The organism is Psychrobacter immobilis, from assembly GCF_003148585.1.
Taxonomy (GTDB): domain Bacteria; phylum Pseudomonadota; class Gammaproteobacteria; order Pseudomonadales; family Moraxellaceae; genus Psychrobacter; species Psychrobacter immobilis.
Genome location: NZ_QGGM01000001.1, coordinates 285809 through 303270, shown reverse-complemented (window position 1 = coordinate 303270; position 17462 = coordinate 285809). Strand labels below are relative to the sequence as shown.

Sequence of the window (17462 nt, the reverse complement as noted above, 5' to 3'; positions counted from 1 at the left end):
ATGGATGAAAAAAGAACCCTGATAAATTTCTTAGTGGAAAAGCGATTATAAAAGACAATTGATATTGAAGATGATGGCGTATCGATAACGCAAAGGAGTAGTGACGTGATGGATGTGAGTAATAAGCAGGACACTGATAGCAATAATACAGTGATAGCAGTTGATAATAAAAGCCATACAGAGAGTCGCAATGACAATTTAACTGAGGTTGCATGGCAGCGTTCAGAAGACGGCAGCTATTCACCCAGCAGTTATATCAATCGCGACTTGTCTTTATTACAGTTTCATTTACGTGTCTTAGCGCAGGCGGCAAGTCCTCGTCATCCGCTACTTGAGCGCTTGTTTTTCTTGATTATTTTCTCATCGAATATCGATGAGTTTTTTGAGATTCGTGTCGCAGGCATTATGCAAAAGCTCAATATTGGTGATGTCTCGACCAGTGTTCATGGCATGCGTCCCAGTGAAGTGCTGAATGAGATATCTACCGTAATGCACGATGCCATCGCTGAGCAATATCGTATTCTCAATGAAGATATCTTACCAGCACTGGCGCTTGAGGATATTCGTTATCTAAAACGCGACGAGCTAAATGCTGAGCAGTCGGCATGGATGAAGCGCTACTTCACTGAGCAAGTATCGCCAGTGTTGACACCGATTAGCATCGATCCGGCGCATCCGTTTCCGCGTTTAGTCAATAAGAGCTTAAACTTTATCGCTACTTTAGAAGGTAAAGATGCCTTTGGTCGTGATATCAATCTAGCGATTGTGCCCGCACCGCGCAGTTTGCCGCGCGTGATTCGCCTGCCTGATGAGCTGACAGGTGGCAAAGAACATCACGTCATGCTCTCAGCTATTATTCATGAGCATATCGGTGAGCTGTTCCCTGGGATGAGTGTGACGGGCTGCCATCAGTTTAGACTGACGCGCAATGCTGATTTAGATTTGGCTGATGATGTTGAGGATATTGCTAAGGCTCTGGAGGGCGAGCTAGAAAACCGTCGCTTCGGTGATAAAGTACGGCTAGAAGTCACAACCGATTGTCCAACGCCTATCAGTGATTATTTGCTCAATGAGTTTGATCTGCATGACAATCAGCTGTACCGCGTCAATGGTCCTGTCAACTTAACGCGCTTATTGTTTGATTTCAATATTCCAGCGCTGCGTTATCAGCCCTTTACCCATGTGGTGCCAAAAGAGTTCCGCCGTGAGATGGATAAGCTGGACAAAGCAACCGGTATGTTTGCCGCCATGCGTAAAAGCGATGTGCTGGTGCATCATCCTTTTCATGCGTTTTCACCGATTATCAATCTGCTTTGGCAAGCGGCGAGCGATCCAAAAGTGTTAGCGATTAAGCAGACATTGTACCGCTCAGGCACCAATTCAGAAATCGTTAAAGCATTGGCTGCTGCTGCTCGTAATGGCAAAGAAGTCACTGCCGTCATCGAGCTGCGTGCGCGTTTCGATGAAGCCTCTAATATCGCCGTCGCCAATTATTTGCAAGAAGCGGGTGCGGTCGTCGTGTACGGGATTGTCGGCTATAAAACCCACGCCAAGCTGATGCTCATTGTGCGCCGTGAGGATGATCGAATCCGCCGCTATGTGCACTTAGGGACTGGCAACTATCATGCCGCCAATGCCAAAGTTTATACCGATTATGGTTTATTTAGCGCAGATCCTGATATCTCAGAGGATGTACATAATATATTTCAAGAGCTGACGGGAATGGGCAAGCCTGCCAATCTCAAAAAGCTGCTGCATGCGCCTTTTACCTTGCATGATAAGTTGATAAGCTTTATCGATGATGAAATTGCTCATGCAAAAGCCGGCAAGCGTGCTCATATTATCGTTAAAGTTAATGCTTTAACCGAACGTCGACTGATTAGCAAGTTATACGATGCCTCGCAAGCAGGCGTCAAAATCGAGCTTATTTTACGCTCCATGTGTTGTTTGCGTCCGCAAGTAAAAGGTCTATCGGAAAACATTACCGTACGCTCTGTTATCGGGCGTTTTTTAGAGCATACGCGTGTTTATTATTTCTATAATAATGGCGACGAGCGCTTATATTGTGGTAGTGCAGACTGGATGGATCGTAATTTATTCCATCGCGTCGAAGTGGCATTTCCAATCGAAGACAAAAAACTGTTTAAACAAGTATATCAAGACGGTTTACTTAACTATCTGAAAGACAATACCCAAGCGTGGATACTTAGCGGTGATGGTGTTTGGCAGCAGCTGCAACCAGCCGCAGGAGAAATGCCGCATACTGCTCAAGAGTATTTATTAAAAATGATTAATGGCGTTGACGCATCAAGCTAGCCTAATATTTCAACGACATCCTCAAAGCGGTAGAGACGTCTTTACGATCACTAAATATCAAGCAAAAAACCAAGTATAGAGTACTTTCTATGCTTGGTTTTTTTTGGATAAACGATTTGTCTAAGTTACAAACTGTCTTGTAACCTCACATTTATTCACATATTGATACGGCAGCACACTGGTGCAGTCCGTTATCTCATCCTTATAATCAAGATCAGCCCTCACGCTATTATTAAACGGATTTGATGGTTTAATAAATAATTAGCACTCTAGTAATTCATGCAAAATTGCTCGTATTACTATTATTGATCGTATTACGAAAAAGAGCAGGGATTGCCTAAATCAACGAATTATAAAAATAGGAAACACCTTATGAGCAATACCAATAACGACACATCAGATATCAAAAAAGCTGCTGAGCAAGCAGATAGTCAGCAAATTGCGCGAAATCTTGAAGACAATAAAGAGGTCGATGCGCCTGAAGCATTAAGTAAAGACGAGCAAACTTCTTTTATTGAAGATGATTTGCGTACGGATAAATGATAAATAAGCTGTGATATAAACATTTGGATTAACTTATTTTATCTATGAATGACATATTGATGCGAGGGATCTGCAATGCCAAATAATAATCATCCAAATCACGAAGAAGCGGTACCAGTTCGTGATCCAGCCGCTTTACACCCAGACAATGCACAAGACAGTTATGAAGGTCGTAAGCACAAACCTAATATCGATGGTCCACAACAAGAGTCGCAAGAAACCGACGAGATATATGTTGACCCTCGTAAAGAAGAGAATTTACCCGCTGGTGGCAAGAACGTCGCAGATTTGAATGCCTATGACCTAAGCCAAGAAGGCAATGAATAGTACGGCTTACAGGCTAGGTTGAGTTGGGTATTAAATCAGACTCACCATTTGCTAAACCGCCATGAAAACTCTAAGCACATTAAGCAATTGCCAAAACACGAATAACAATAATAAGGATATAGCCATGCAAACCAATGATCCAGCACTCACCAAGACACGCATCAGTGAAAATGATGACTTAATCGATAGTCATGATTCTGCTAATAGCTTCTCTAGTAGTTCTACTTCTAATGAGCATAGTGATACTGATAGTGGCATTGAAAAGAACATCACTGAAAATAAAGGAACGGATACTTTTAAAGAAGGCGTCGTCCACTCAGAGCATGTCAATGATAATGACAACCCCGCACGTCAGCCTGATCGCCGAGACCAAGAAGGTAATGCTTTTGATGATGGCGTGAATGAGCATACGATGGTTAGCGAGACATCCAAAAGCGGAGGTATTAACAACATGAATCGTTATGCAAATATCGATAATGCCCAAACACGGGTGTTAAATCCTGATGAAAAAGATTAATAGCTTTTTATGAAAAATTGATTAAATACAGATTTTTTATCTTTATAGAATGATTATGATGATAATAATAAGGAGTAATGATGAATACGCCAGATGACAAGGCTGTCAACCAAGAAGACCATCAGTTAAGAGATGCGAACGATAACCATGGCATCGTACCTGATGATGCGCTACAAAAAGTCAATCCAGCAGCGGCAGAAAGGGCAACCGATAATCACGATCCTCATCATGTTGCGAAGGATAGTAAACAGTATGACAGCTCATTAATGAAAGATGATAAATAACCATTCATTTTGCTATAACGAAGTTTAAATAAAATGTTAATAAGTGAGGTAACAGACCAGAGCATTAAACTTGGCTAGTTACTTCACTTTTTTGCTGTATAACGTTCACTGTATAAGAGGGTATCTAATCTAAAATGATACCTAATATTACGTATTTAAGCAGGTGTACCGCTATGAAAGCGTAGCTCATTATCTGGGCTAGAAATCAGTTCTGCTTCTACTTCTTTAAAAAATGCGACGCGCTCATCAATATCATCCTCAGACAGTGATTGAGCCAAGGCTAAATAATCCTCAAAGTGACGACTCTCCGACTTAAGTAAGTAGCGATAATACTTTGCCAAGCGTTCGTCGTCGATGACTTCAGCAAGGGCGGCAAAACGTTCACAAGAGCGTGCTTCGATAAATGCGCCAATTATCAACACATCCACCATCGCTGCTGGCTCATAAGTACGTTTGTGTTTTAGCATGCCTTTGGCATAACGTCCAGCACTCAGATATTTCCACGCCTGACCACGGTCATTCATAATACCTAAAACCTGCTCATAATGAAGCATTTCTTCACGTATCAATTGTGCCAATTTACGCTGCAAATCATAAGAAAACTCATAGCGGAATATGAGATTCATGGCAGTGCCAGCGGCCTTTTTTTCGCAATTGGCATGATCTTGAATGATCAGCGGTACATTCGCAATCGCCGCATCAACCCAAGCTTGTGTTGTGCGCGCACCCAAAAAATTATAAACAGCAGATAGGTCAACCTTTATCGGGGTGCGTAGCTTTGTGATATCAACATCGTCCTCATCTATCTCGTCTTTTACTATACTAGGTTCTTCTATATTGCTGTCGTTCATAACTTTGTCGTTACTGTTCTTGGTTCTTATATCTTCTTTATTCATAGTGTTTGCCATAATCGAACGTTTAAAAGGTCTTTTTCTAATATTAAATAGATAACAGTTAAGCATAAATCCGTGAGGTAATGATTACTGACAGTTTGTCTATGCGATATCAAGTATTGATGGATAAGCACTAATAAAACCTCTTAGCGCCTGTCTCATATAGATTATCATTATAATACAACCCCAGTATTTATCTAGTGAATGATGTTTTCTTGTTTATTTCTTTATTTGATAGTAGGATGATATTTTGCTTAAGCGCTATTTTGTCTTACTATTGATGTGTCGCCATATTGTGTTGTCGCAGTGGTGATGCTTGCCAATGTTATGCAGTTGAAACCGTTTACAGTAGGTGCAAGGCAACCGAGCTCAAATCGTACACTGAGTACATTAAGCAAGGTTGATACCATCATCCGTTATAAATGCGTTGACCATGCTAATGGCTAATGCAGCAAAAATATAGGTTAATAGCATAGCATAAATAGTTAATTCGCTAATCACCACCAGCTTGTATGATATATCAGTAGGTTTGCTTAGTATTTCATCTAAATTTGGAATAGATGCCTAAGACCGACAATGTGTAATCATTGCGGTAGCAACTTCGTATTCACACCCCTCACGAACAGATAAGGATAACAACATGAGCCAGTCTTCTAACGCCAATCGTATTCAAAAAGGCATTCTTGCCATCGACCAGCAATTGTATGACTTTATTGAAAACGAAGTGCTACCGAAAGTCGGTGTTGATTCAGACAGTTATTGGTCAGGTTTTGAAAAGGTCATTAAAGAGTTTACGCCGCGCAATAAAGCATTGCTTGCAACTCGTGACAAGATTCAAGCGCAGATTGACCAGTGGCACCTGCAACATCCTGCCAAAGACGGCAACATTGATTATCCTGCTTACAAAGCATTCTTACAAGAGATTGGCTATCTGTTGCCAGAAGGCGATGATTTTAAAGTTAGCACAGAAAATGTCGATGACGAGATTGCTCATATTGCAGGCCCGCAGTTGGTCGTACCAGTACGTAATGCGCGCTACGCATTGAACGCAACCAACGCTCGTTGGGGCAGCTTGTATGATGCTTTATACGGTACTGATGTTATCAGTGACGAAAATGGTCAAGAAGCAAAAGGTGGTTACAACCCAACTCGCGGTGCTGCTGTCGTTGCTTATGCCAAACAATTCCTAGATGAAAACTTTGCATTGGCGTCAGGTTCATATAACGATGCGACCGGCTTTAAAGTGGTCGATGGTAAGCTTGAAATTGTCCAAGGTGATAGCAGTACTGAGCTAAAAGATGCCGAAAAATTCGTTGGTTTCGTCGGTGATGCAGAAAGCCCAACGGGTATTTTATTAAAAAACAACGGTTTGCATGCAGAAATTCAAATAGATGCCAACCATCCAGTCGGTAAAGACGACCCTGCACATATCAAAGATGTGCTGCTAGAGTCAGCTATTACGGCAATTCAAGATTGTGAAGACTCAATCGCTGCCGTCGATGCAGAAGAAAAAGTGGAAGTGTATCGCAATTGGCTTGGTCTCATGAATGGTGACTTGCAAGAAACCTTTGAAAAAGGTGGCAAAACCCGCACACGTCAGCAAAATCCAGATCGTGAATACACCACCCCAGATGGTGGCAAGCTGATCCTGCCAGGTCGTTCGTTATTGCTGATTCGTAACGTCGGTCACCTCATGCAAAACCCTGCAATATTGGTCGACTTGGGTGATGGTCAAGAACAAATATTTGAAGGCTTAATGGATGGTCTAATTACACCACTATTAACGCTCAATGACCTTAAAGGTAAAAATGCGCTATCGAATTCACGTAAAGGTTCAATGTATATCGTTAAACCAAAAATGCATGGCCCTGAAGAAGTCAAAATGGCCAACGATTTATTCAATGCTGTAGAAGACTTATTAGGCTTAGAGCGTAATACCATCAAAATCGGTATCATGGATGAAGAGCGCCGTATGACGGTCAACTTGAAAGAAGCCATTCGCCAAGCGAAAGAGCGTGTCATTTTCATTAACACAGGTTTCTTAGATCGTACTGGTGATGAGATGCATACCAGCATGAATGCAGGCCCATTTGTACCTAAGGGTGAGATGAAGTCACAAGCATGGCAGCCAGCTTATGAGCAGTGGAACGTTGATATCGGTTTAGAGACTGGTTTACAGGGTGTTGCTCAGATTGGTAAAGGCATGTGGGCGAAGCCTGACGAGATGAAAGAGATGATGGACACCAAAGCTGCACATCCTAAGTCTGGAGCCAGTACCGCATGGGTACCATCACCAACAGGGGCAACCTTGCACAGCATGCACTATCATCAAGTGAGTGTTTCTGATGTTCAAGACAGCCTAAAATCACGTGAGCGTGCCAGCTTAGACGACATTTTGACCATTCCTTTAGCAAAAAATACCAATTGGACTGATGAAGATAAACAGCAAGAGCTAGACAATAATGCTCAGGGCATCTTAGGATATGTTGTGCGTTGGGTAAATCAAGGCGTTGGTTGTTCTAAAGTACCGGATATCAATGATGTGGGTCTGATGGAAGACCGTGCGACTTTACGTATTTCAAGTCAACATATTGCCAACTGGTTGCATCACGATGTCGTGAGCGAGCAGCAAGTGATGGATACGATGAAGCGTATGGCAAAAGTGGTGGATGAGCAAAATGCAGGCGATAGCGACTATCAGACGATGGCAGATAGCTTTGACCACTCTTATGCATTCAAAGCCGCCTGTGACTTAGTGTTTAAAGGTCGTGAGCAGCCGAGTGGTTATACTGAGCCATTATTGCATCAGGCACGTCTTGATCTAAAAGCAGGCTGCTAATATTGCGTAGGTTAACATTAAAATATGGCATGCTTGATATTACATTATGAGACTTATATGATTGACTAAGCTTCTTCTTGGTTTCTATATTTAATAAGGAGTCTGTAATAGCCATTGACTAAGGTTATAGTCTGGAAACAAGAGCAGTGAAAACACCTTTTTTACTGTTCTTGTAGCAATTTTCCGATCTCAATTGTGACTATCAATATGTCATAAATCACATTTATTAATTCTTATTAGCCCTATTTGTTAATGAACAAGTAGGGCTTTATTTTTGTTAATGAAAGGGTATTCATTAAGCTAGTTTCAAGTTCTTGGTAATTATATTAATCAATAGTATCTTTATCTATTTGAGCGGATAGGGATTTTTTTACAATGACCTACATTCTATAGTAGATATGGCATTCAACAAATACTGGGTTTAAAAATCTAAAAAAAATGTTGCAAATTATGTCAAAGTTGTTATGCTTGTATTCGAAGTATGAGTTTGGTAACGGATGTTACGCAACGGAGCGATAAAGACCTAAGATTACATGGCAGTTACTTTTTAATCCCAGTTATGTAAGTCATTGTTTTTTTCATCTTACTGTAATAGAACTTCGCCACACTTGTTTCTGACTAATCTCGGTAGCCAGTTACACATTATATCTTTGAGGATTTGTGACGATACCATTATGAGCACCAGCTAATCATAGCTAGCTTATTACTAAAATTGTAAAGTGGAGATACCCCATGAAAAAACTACTTTTAGCTACAGCAGTTGCTGCCTTATCTGTATCTGCAGCCAATGCAGCTCCAACTATCTACGGTAAAGCATTCGTAACTGCCGATTATGTCAATGCTGAAATTGACTACCCAAATGGTGCCGATAATGCAGACAGAGATTCTGATTCAGTACAGATTAACTCAAATTCTTCACGTATCGGTCTAAGAGGCTCTGAAGCCATGACTGCTAACACTGATGTTATCTATCAGTTAGAGTATGGCACACGTGTCGATGGCGATAGCGATGGTTTCAGCAATCGTGATACGTATCTTGGTGTTGTAAACAAGCAGTTTGGTGAGTTCCGTGCTGGTAAAAACCAATCTACTTTAGACAAGATTAACAACGTTGTTGTAAACGATGGTTATTGGGATAACTTAGGTGGTAATAAGCTTGAAGAAGACGAAAACTATGGTGGCCTAAATATGGCTGATAGTAGACGTATCAATAGCTCAGTTATTTGGATGGCTCCAAAGTATAACGGTCTTCCATTACAGCTTTCTGTAATGTACAGTGCTGACGAAAGCTTTGTTGAATCAAGCAAAGATCGCGATAGTGGCTTTGGTGCTGCATTAATGTTTGACCAAGGTACTGGCTTCACTGCTGGTGTTGCTTACGACAAAGACCAAAATATTGCTGGTGATATCATCCGTGGTACAGCGACTGTAGATTTAGGTAAATACATGGCAGCTCCTGTGACTCTAGGTGCTTTGTATCAAGTAGCTGATTTTGACTATGATTATTCTACTAAGAAAGAAAAAGGTCTAGTAGTTAGTGGTGCTTTAGGCCTATCTAACTTTGCTCGCCCAGCAACTGTATATGTTCAGTATAATAAAACTGATAACTTGGATGGCATTAACAACTTTGACTCAGATCAAATCGTTGTTGGTGGTAAATACTTCTATCAAGACAATATGATTGTGCACGCTTATGCTGGTAATAACTCAGCTGATATTGGCAATGCTGATGCTGACGTATTAGCTATCGGTGGTGGTCTAGAATACTTATTCTAATCTAAGCATTAGAATCTGATTATAAAAACTCATCCTTCGGGGTGAGTTTTTTTTGTTATATCCTTTTTGAGTGGGTAGTGCGTTATAATAGCTAAGTACTAAAGATTGAATGTTTCAAAGAGTTTGTGCTTTTGCCCTATATTTTTTGACGTATTTTTAGTAAAATCCTTCTTTACCAATTACCGACAGAGTACTATGACCAAGTTTATATTTGTGACCGGTGGGGTAGTGTCCTCACTAGGAAAAGGTATCACCGCAGCCTCTCTTGCAGCGGTCTTAGAAGCCCGTGGCGTGACCGTCACGATGACCAAGATGGATCCTTACATCAACGTCGATCCAGGTACGATGAGCCCATTCCAGCATGGCGAAGTATTCGTCACTGAAGATGGTGCAGAGACTGATTTAGATTTGGGTTACTATGAGCGCTTCTTACGCCATTCAAAAATGAGTAAGAGCAATAACTTTACTAGTGGTCGTATCTATCAAAACGTCTTGAATAAAGAGCGCCGTGGTGAATATCTTGGTGGTACAGTACAAGTTATTCCACATATCACTGATGAAATTAAGAGTAAAATCTTAGCCAGTGGTGAAGGTTATGATATCGCTATTATTGAGATTGGCGGTACCGTTGGTGACATCGAATCGTTACCATTTATGGAAGCCGTCCGCCAAATGCAAGTGGAGCTTGGTCGTAATAGAGCTATGCTGATGCATTTGACGCTAGTTCCTTACATTGCTAGTGCAGGCGAAACCAAAACCAAACCAACGCAGCATTCAGTAAAAGAGCTACGTTCTATCGGCTTGCAGCCTGACATATTGATTTGCCGCTCTGATCACCACATCTCGCAAGACAACCGTCGCAAAATAGCGTTGTTCACCAATGTGGAAGAGCGTGCGGTTATTATGTGTGAAGATGCGCAAAGTATTTATCAAATACCACGCACGCTTCATGAGCAGGATCTTGATGATTTGATCTGTGAGCGTTTTGGCTTAGATGTACCAGAAGCAGATTTAAGTGATTGGGATAAAGTAGTTGAAGCGCAGCTTAATCCTGAAATGAGTCTTACGGTAGCGATGGTTGGTAAATACGTCGAGTTACCTGATGCTTATAAATCGATCAACGAAGCACTGCTGCATGCTGGCATCACTCATAAAGCCGATGTCAAAATTGACTATGTTGATGCTGAGCGTCTAGAAGACGATGACAGCCTATTGGCGCAGCTACACAATGCCGATGCCATCCTAGTACCGGGTGGTTTTGGTGAGCGTGGTACCAATGGTAAGATAAAAGCCATCACTTATGCTCGTGAAAACAACGTGCCATATTTAGGTATTTGCCTTGGTATGCAGCTAGCAGTGATTGAGTACGCGCGTAATGTACTCAAAATCGATGCCAACTCTTCTGAGTTTGATCGCAAAACGGCAGAGCCTATCATTGGTCTCATCACTGAGTGGTTAGATGAGCGAGGCGAATTACAGATTCGTAGCGATGACTCTGACCTTGGTGGCACTATGCGTCTAGGCGCGCAGCAAGCCGAACTGGTTGCTGGCAGCAAGCTTAGCCAAATCTATGGTGCCAAAAATATCACTGAACGTCATCGCCATCGTTATGAGATGAACAATCGCTATATCGAGCCATTAGAGCAAGCAGGCATGACCATATCTGGTTATTCTGCCAAGCAGCATCTAGTAGAATCGGTCGAGATTGCTGATCATCCTTGGTTTGTCGCCGTACAGTTCCATCCTGAATTTACCAGCTCGCCACGCGGTGGTCATCCACTGTTCAACAGCTTTGTAAAAGCGGCTAAGAACTATAACGAAAACAAATAATCGTTAACGTATAAAAATTTACATTTATAAAAAAGACTGATCTTCGGATTGGTCTTTTTTTGCGTTTAATTTTATGACTGTGGCTATGAATAAGATTGTTTTTAAGCAATAAACATGACAATTTTTTTAATGGTTGGTCAGCAATTACGCTTAACCCCTTTTTTTACTGAGTCTATCGGTTACAATATGGGAGAGAAATATTAATAACAATAAAGAGGGCAACGACTTCATGGAACATTTATCAACAGCGCAATCACATATCAAACTTACTACGCCAAATGGCAATACTCTTAATATCGGTAACGACCAACCATTTGTGTTATTTGGTGGTATGAATGTTTTGGAATCAAAGGAATTGGCGTTCGAGATTGCGGAGCAATATGTCGAAATATGTCAGCGTTTGGGCATTGGCTATGTCTTCAAAGCCAGTTTTGATAAAGCCAACCGTTCAAGCCTGCACTCATATCGAGGTCCTGGATTAGAGCAGGGTCTTGATTGGCTGGGCCAAATCAAAGAAAAATATCAAGTCCCTATTATCACGGATGTCCACGAACCTTATCAAGCGGCACCCGTCGCTGAAGTCGCAGATATCATTCAATTACCAGCATTCTTATCACGTCAGACAGATTTAGTACACGCTATGGCGAAGACAGATGCGATTATTAACATCAAAAAAGCACAGTTTTTAGCGCCGCATGAGATGCGTCATATCGTTAACAAATGCCTTGAAGGCGGTAACGATAAGTTGATCCTTTGTGAGCGCGGCAGTGCCTTTGGTTACAATAATTTGGTCGTTGATATGCTTGGTTTTGATACCATGAAGCAGATGGATATCCCCGTATTTTTTGATGTGACGCACAGTTTACAGCAGCCAGGCGGCCGTAGCGATAGTGCGGGTGGACGCCGTGAACAAATCACAACATTGGCACGAGCAGGGATGGCGACAGGATTGGCAGGGTTGTTTCTAGAAGCGCATCCAAGCCCAGAGACTGCAAAATGCGATGGTCCGTGTGCGCTACGTATGAGCCAGTTAGAGCCGTTTTTGCGTCAGCTGAAGCAAATTGATGATTTGGTTAAAGGCTTTGAGGTGTTAGATACCCATTAATGTATTCACAGACAATAAGAGGCTGAGATCATGGCGATGCAAACAGCAACAGTCAGTATCGAAAATATCGATGATGATGAAGGGTTAAAGAGTGTGATGACAGCGCTGAAAAATATCACAGGGGTGACGGCCATCGAGCTTGATCCTGATAATAATGTTGCCACCATACGTTATGAAGATACAGACACCAGTATCCATGCGTTTACGGCGGCAATCAGTACGGTCGATTATGTGACCCAGCCGTTTCCTCTTGATGCACCGCAAAACCCACGTCATGATGATTAGACGTTATTCTAAAATAAGCGCTATTGTCTGTCACTTAGGCATAAATTCACGGTTCTATTATTTACAGTTCCATTATTTACGGTTCTATTAATAAAGTGATAATCAAAGAGCCTTGTTGTTAACCGTGATAGGGCTTAAGCTGGTTAAGTGCTATTTTTATAACGTCTTAAAAGATAGCCGTCTTAAAAAGACAATTATAAAAGCAATTCTTTAATAAAAGTATTTACCTATAAAAACTCAGTTACAAAAATAAGGAGCCTCTCATGGCAAACCAAACACGTATTATTAAAATTGATGGCATGACTTGCGGTGGCTGTGTGGCCAGTGTGCATAACGCTACTGCCGATATCGATGGCTTAGACGATATCAGTATTGAGCTGGCAGATAATCAAGCGACGGTTACTTTTGATGATAGCAAAACCAGTGTAGAGACAATTGCTGCTGCTATCGACGATGCAGGCTTTGATGCCACTGTTGCTAATGTTTAACCTGCTTCATTTGTATTAAAAAACCGGCTATCAAGGCTGGTTTTTTAATGGTTAAAAATTATTGATAGTAGCGTACTCATTATTCAGTACGACCATACCAATATCAAATTTTAAAGTGTGCTATTTGTTTGACTTAGATATTCCATCCACTGAGTTGCTGTCCTAGCTCAGACGACTTTATAACGCATAAACGCCATACCGAGTTTTATTTATGAATGATACTACCCAAACCGACAATCATGACGCCTACGATGTAAAAATTGACATTCAATCCAATACGCCGCTCGCGCCGCAGCGTGCACACTTGCAGCTAGCAATTGAGGGGATGACGTGTCAAGCCTGCGCCTCGCGAATTGAGAAGGTGCTCAATAAAAAGCCGTCGGTATACGAGGTGAGTGTAAACTTCGCTGGCGAGACTGCGAATGTTGATTATGACCCAACGCAGACCACGCCTGAACAAGTGACAGAATGGGTAAATAAAACAGGCTTCGTTGCCAATTTGCAGGCGGCCGATAGTTTGTTCGCAAAAACAGACGAAGATACCACGACTCAGTACCCATGGCGCTTGATTGGGTTATGGATTTGTTTGGTGCCATTCTTAGTTGGTATGGCAGGCATGCTCGTTGGTCAGGGTATGGCGTGGATGCCGCCGATTTGGACTCAATTTATATTAGCAACCATTGTACAGTTTGGATTTGCCTTGCCATTTTACAAAAGCGCTTGGGCATCGATTAAAGGTGGTCTTGCCAATATGGATGTGCTAGTCGTCATCGGTACCGTGACTATTTGGGCGTATTCAACGTATCTGTGGCTGACCCATGGCGATGGCACTTTAAACAGTTTGCTGCAAAGTGGTCATGCTGGTGGTCACGGTGCGGATGGCAGTCCTGCGGTGTATTTTGAAGCAGGCGTCATGGTCATTGCTTTTGTACGTACGGGTAAGTATCTAGAAGAGCGTACTAAGAAACACAGCCTCAATAGTATCGATTTATTATTGTCTTTAACGCCCGATGAAGTCGAACAGCAGCAGCCTAATGGTGATTTTCATAATGTTGCTCTTAAAGACGTGCAAGTTGGTGATATTTTGCGTGCCAAGCAAGGCAGCCGCGTCGCAACCGATGGGGTGGTTATCGATGGTGCTGGCTGGTGTGTCGAGAGTCATTTAACGGGTGAGTCGGTACCGCTTAAAAAAGAAGTTGGAGATAAATTATTAGCAGGGGCGTTGGTTGAAAATGGCAGCTTGTTATACCGCGTCAGTGCTAAAGGTAGTGATACAAAGCTTGGTGATATGGTACAAGCCCTCAGCGATGCCCAAGGCTCAAAAGCCAATTTAGCCCGTCTCGCCGATAGAGTGACGGCGGTATTCGTCCCAGTCGTCGTTGCCATTGCGCTTATGACCTTTGGAGTGACGTGGTGGCTGACTGGGATGATTGATACTGCCTTGATGCATGCCGTCTCGGTGTTGGTCATTGCATGTCCTTGTGCTTTAGGTTTGGCAACGCCAGCCGCTATCATGGCTGGTATGGGCGTTGCTGCTCGTCATGGTGTCTGGTTCAAAGACGCAAAAAGCCTTGAAGCGGCAGGCAACATCGATACAGTAGTGCTCGATAAAACAGGTACTTTGACCATTGGTAAGCCGACTATCGTGGACCATGTGATGGTGGATAAATCGATCGCAGTCGATGATGTGTTACAAATTGCCGCAAGCGTTGAAGCACATGCCAGTCATCCGCTAGCAACAGCATTGGTTAACGCGGCTACTGAGCGAAATTTGCCGTTGATGAATGTGACTGATATTAGGGTCATTAAAGGCGCTGGTATACAAGCCAATATTGAAGGTTTGGGTGTGGTAAAAGTCGGTACCGCAGAGTTTGCTAATTTAACACTGCCTAAGCTGATGCCAAAGGTATGGCAAATTGCCAGTACCGTTGCCGTTAGTATTAATGAGGAAGCTTTGGGTGCTTTTGCTCTAGCTGATGACTTAAAAGTAGATACTCCAAAGGCTATTACTGCGCTGCAAGATGCAGGTATCAATGTCATTTTGATGAGTGGTGATAAGCAGTCTGTGGTCGATCATGTGGCAGGGCAGCTAGGTATTGAGCAGGCTTATGGTAAAATGAGCCCACGTGATAAGGCCAGTCAAATTGCCTTGTTGCAAACGGCTGGTCATAAAGTTGCAATGGCAGGTGATGGTGTCAACGATGCGCCAGCTATGGCAACTGCCGATGCAAGCTTTGCCATGTTTGAAGGCACAGATGTCGCCCAGCATAGTGCATCTGCACGCTTGATGGGTGAGTCACTGATGCATATTGATGCCGCGCAAAAAATCGCTAATGCAACAGTGCGCAACATCAAGCAAAATCTGTTTTTTGCTTTTATTTATAACTGCTTGGGTATTCCGTTGGCCGCTTTTGGTTTCTTAAACCCTATGATTGCCGCCGCTGCGATGGCGCTTAGCTCTATTTCTGTATTAATGAATGCGTTACGTTTGACCCAATTTAAAACAAAGGTTGAGCTGGATAACACAGTATCTGGCTCCCACGCTAAAACAGAACGTCTAACAAAAGCATAAGAGTCATATGGCTTTTAATATTATAGGTGCTGAGACAAATCCATAATTGGTAATTTGTTTGTCTAAGTGTGATTTTATCAGCGCCAGTCGGTGCAAGATAAGGGAAGTTTGGCAAAATTTATGCTATGATGCCAAGCACTATAGCTGACGATTAAAGTATTAAAATCACCTTTAATCCTGCTCAAAACTTGCTGACTATATAGATAAGCAAAGCTGGTTTGAGCATAGCACTATACGATATTTTGCTTTATCTTTTTTGTATTCTAGTTGCCGTTATTTATCCCACAAACTTGGCATGACCAAAGGAATTAACAGACATTATGTACGCTGAAGAAACCACCAACGTCACCGCAATTAAAGACATTCGCGCCCGTGAGATTTTAGACTCGCGTGGTAACCCAACCATCGAAGCTGATGTAATCTTAGCTGATGGCACTATCGGTCGTGCTGCTGCGCCAAGTGGTGCATCAACTGGTTCACGCGAAGCGCTTGAGCTACGTGATGGTGACCAAAGTCGCTATATGGGTAAAGGCGTTAAGAAAGCCGTTGCTAACGTCAATAGCCAAATTCGCAGCGCGTTGATGGATAAAGACGTCACCGAACAGCAAGGCATTGACGATGCAATGATTGCGCTAGATGGCACAGAAAACAAAGATAGCCTTGGCGCTAATGCCATGCTAGCGGTGTCTCTTGCCACTGCAAAAGCCGCTGCCAAGTCACAAAATCTGCCATTACATCAATATATTGCAAACTTGCGCAATCAGACGTCGCTGACGATGCCTGTACCGATGATGAACATCTTGAACGGTGGTGAGCATGCGGATAACACGGTTGATATCCAAGAGTTCATGATTGAGCCTGTTGGTTTCACCAGCTTCTCAGAAGCATTGCGTGCTGGTACAGAAATTTTCCACAGCTTGAAATCTGTGTTGAAATCACAAGGCTTAAATACTGCGGTTGGTGATGAAGGTGGTTTTGCGCCAAACCTGCGTAGCAACGAAGAAGCCATCACCGTTATTATGCAAGCGATTGAGCAAGTCGGCTACAAAGCGGGCGAAGACATTCATTTGGCGTTAGACTGTGCGGCTAGTGAGTTTTATAAAGATGGTCAATATATCTTGGCAGGCGAGGGCAACAAAGCATTTGATAGCCAAGGATTCTCAGATTATCTAGTCGGCTTGGCGCGTCAATATCCTATTATCTCTATCGAAGACGGGCTTGACGAGTCTGATTGGGATGGTTGGAAATATTTGACTGAGCAGATTGGTGATAAAGTTCAGTTGGTTGGTGATGATTTGTTTGTGACCAATCCTGCTATCTTGCAAGAGGGTATTGATAAGCATATTGCCAATGCAATTTTGATTAAGTTTAACCAAATCGGTACTTTATCAGAAACGCTAGATGCGATCTATCTAGCGAAGAAAAATGGCTATGCAACCATTATCTCACATCGTTCAGGTGAAACTGAAGACAGCACCATTGCAGATTTAGCCGTTGGTACGGCTGCTGGTCAGATTAAAACTGGCTCTCTATGCCGCTCAGACCGTGTGGCAAAATACAATCAGCTGCTACGTATCGAGCAACAAGTACGTGCAAGCTATCGTGGTCGTGAAGAATTCATCGGTCTACGTGGTTAACAAGCCAGATTTCTTGCTACAGCTAGGCGATATGTCATCATTAATCTGGT

Annotated in this window: 14 protein-coding genes; 13 read left to right on the top strand and 1 reads right to left on the bottom strand. The window is 42.5% G+C overall.

The features are described 5' to 3' along the window. Positions 1-108 precede the first annotated feature (108 nt). The 5 genes from ppk1 (at position 109) to C8D84_RS01300 (ending at position 3987) form a co-directional block, all read left to right on the top strand. Entirely contained in the window at positions 109-2316 is a 2208-nt protein-coding gene (ppk1, locus tag C8D84_RS01315; protein WP_109589423.1) for a polyphosphate kinase 1, read from the top strand. A 372-nt stretch (positions 2317-2688) separates the two neighbouring features. After that, positions 2689-2859, top strand: a complete 171-nt coding sequence (locus tag C8D84_RS13710; RefSeq protein ID WP_170108249.1) for a hypothetical protein — start codon at positions 2689-2691, stop codon at positions 2857-2859. Between the two features lie 75 nt (positions 2860-2934). Beyond that, the gene (locus C8D84_RS01310) at positions 2935-3186 is read left to right on the top strand and encodes a hypothetical protein (protein ID WP_109589422.1); all 252 of its coding nucleotides are present in this window, start codon (positions 2935-2937) and stop codon (positions 3184-3186) included. Positions 3187-3310: 124 nt separating this feature from the next. Beyond that, entirely contained in the window at positions 3311-3703 is a 393-nt protein-coding gene (locus C8D84_RS01305) for a hypothetical protein (RefSeq protein WP_109589420.1), read from the top strand. An 80-nt stretch (positions 3704-3783) separates the two neighbouring features. Further along, on the top strand, positions 3784-3987 hold the full coding sequence (locus C8D84_RS01300) for a hypothetical protein (RefSeq protein ID WP_109589418.1): 204 nt from the start codon (positions 3784-3786) through the stop codon (positions 3985-3987). A gap of 155 nt (positions 3988-4142) precedes the next feature. Here the strand turns inward: C8D84_RS01300 and miaE are convergent, their stop codons facing one another. After that, positions 4143-4838 (bottom strand): tRNA-(ms[2]io[6]A)-hydroxylase, encoded by a 696-nt coding sequence (gene miaE / locus C8D84_RS01295; protein WP_407691866.1) that lies wholly within the window; start codon positions 4836-4838, stop codon positions 4143-4145. Positions 4839-5520: 682 nt separating this feature from the next. On the opposite strand from miaE, the gene C8D84_RS01290 reads away from it, so the two are divergent. From C8D84_RS01290 to eno, 8 genes are all read left to right on the top strand, one after another. Beyond that, on the top strand, positions 5521-7719 hold the full coding sequence (locus tag C8D84_RS01290; RefSeq protein WP_109589416.1) for a malate synthase G: 2199 nt from the start codon (positions 5521-5523) through the stop codon (positions 7717-7719). Between the two features lie 732 nt (positions 7720-8451). Next, complete coding sequence (locus C8D84_RS01285; protein WP_109589414.1) at positions 8452-9495, top strand: porin; 1044 nt, start codon at positions 8452-8454, stop codon at positions 9493-9495. 195 nt (positions 9496-9690) lie between these two features. Continuing rightward, complete coding sequence (locus C8D84_RS01280) at positions 9691-11325, top strand: CTP synthase (RefSeq protein ID WP_060491652.1); 1635 nt, start codon at positions 9691-9693, stop codon at positions 11323-11325. Between the two features lie 229 nt (positions 11326-11554). Continuing rightward, positions 11555-12430 (top strand): 3-deoxy-8-phosphooctulonate synthase, encoded by an 876-nt coding sequence (kdsA, locus tag C8D84_RS01275; protein ID WP_109589412.1) that lies wholly within the window; start codon positions 11555-11557, stop codon positions 12428-12430. 30 nt (positions 12431-12460) lie between these two features. Further along, on the top strand, positions 12461-12715 hold the full coding sequence (locus tag C8D84_RS01270; protein WP_060491650.1) for a heavy-metal-associated domain-containing protein: 255 nt from the start codon (positions 12461-12463) through the stop codon (positions 12713-12715). Between the two features lie 263 nt (positions 12716-12978). Beyond that, the gene (locus C8D84_RS01265) at positions 12979-13203 is read left to right on the top strand and encodes a heavy-metal-associated domain-containing protein (protein WP_109589410.1); all 225 of its coding nucleotides are present in this window, start codon (positions 12979-12981) and stop codon (positions 13201-13203) included. A gap of 211 nt (positions 13204-13414) precedes the next feature. Further along, the gene (locus C8D84_RS01260; RefSeq protein ID WP_109589408.1) at positions 13415-15775 is read left to right on the top strand and encodes a heavy metal translocating P-type ATPase; all 2361 of its coding nucleotides are present in this window, start codon (positions 13415-13417) and stop codon (positions 15773-15775) included. Positions 15776-16095: 320 nt separating this feature from the next. After that, on the top strand, positions 16096-17412 hold the full coding sequence (gene eno / locus C8D84_RS01255) for a phosphopyruvate hydratase (protein ID WP_055125148.1): 1317 nt from the start codon (positions 16096-16098) through the stop codon (positions 17410-17412). The last annotated feature ends 50 nt before the right edge of the window (positions 17413-17462 follow it).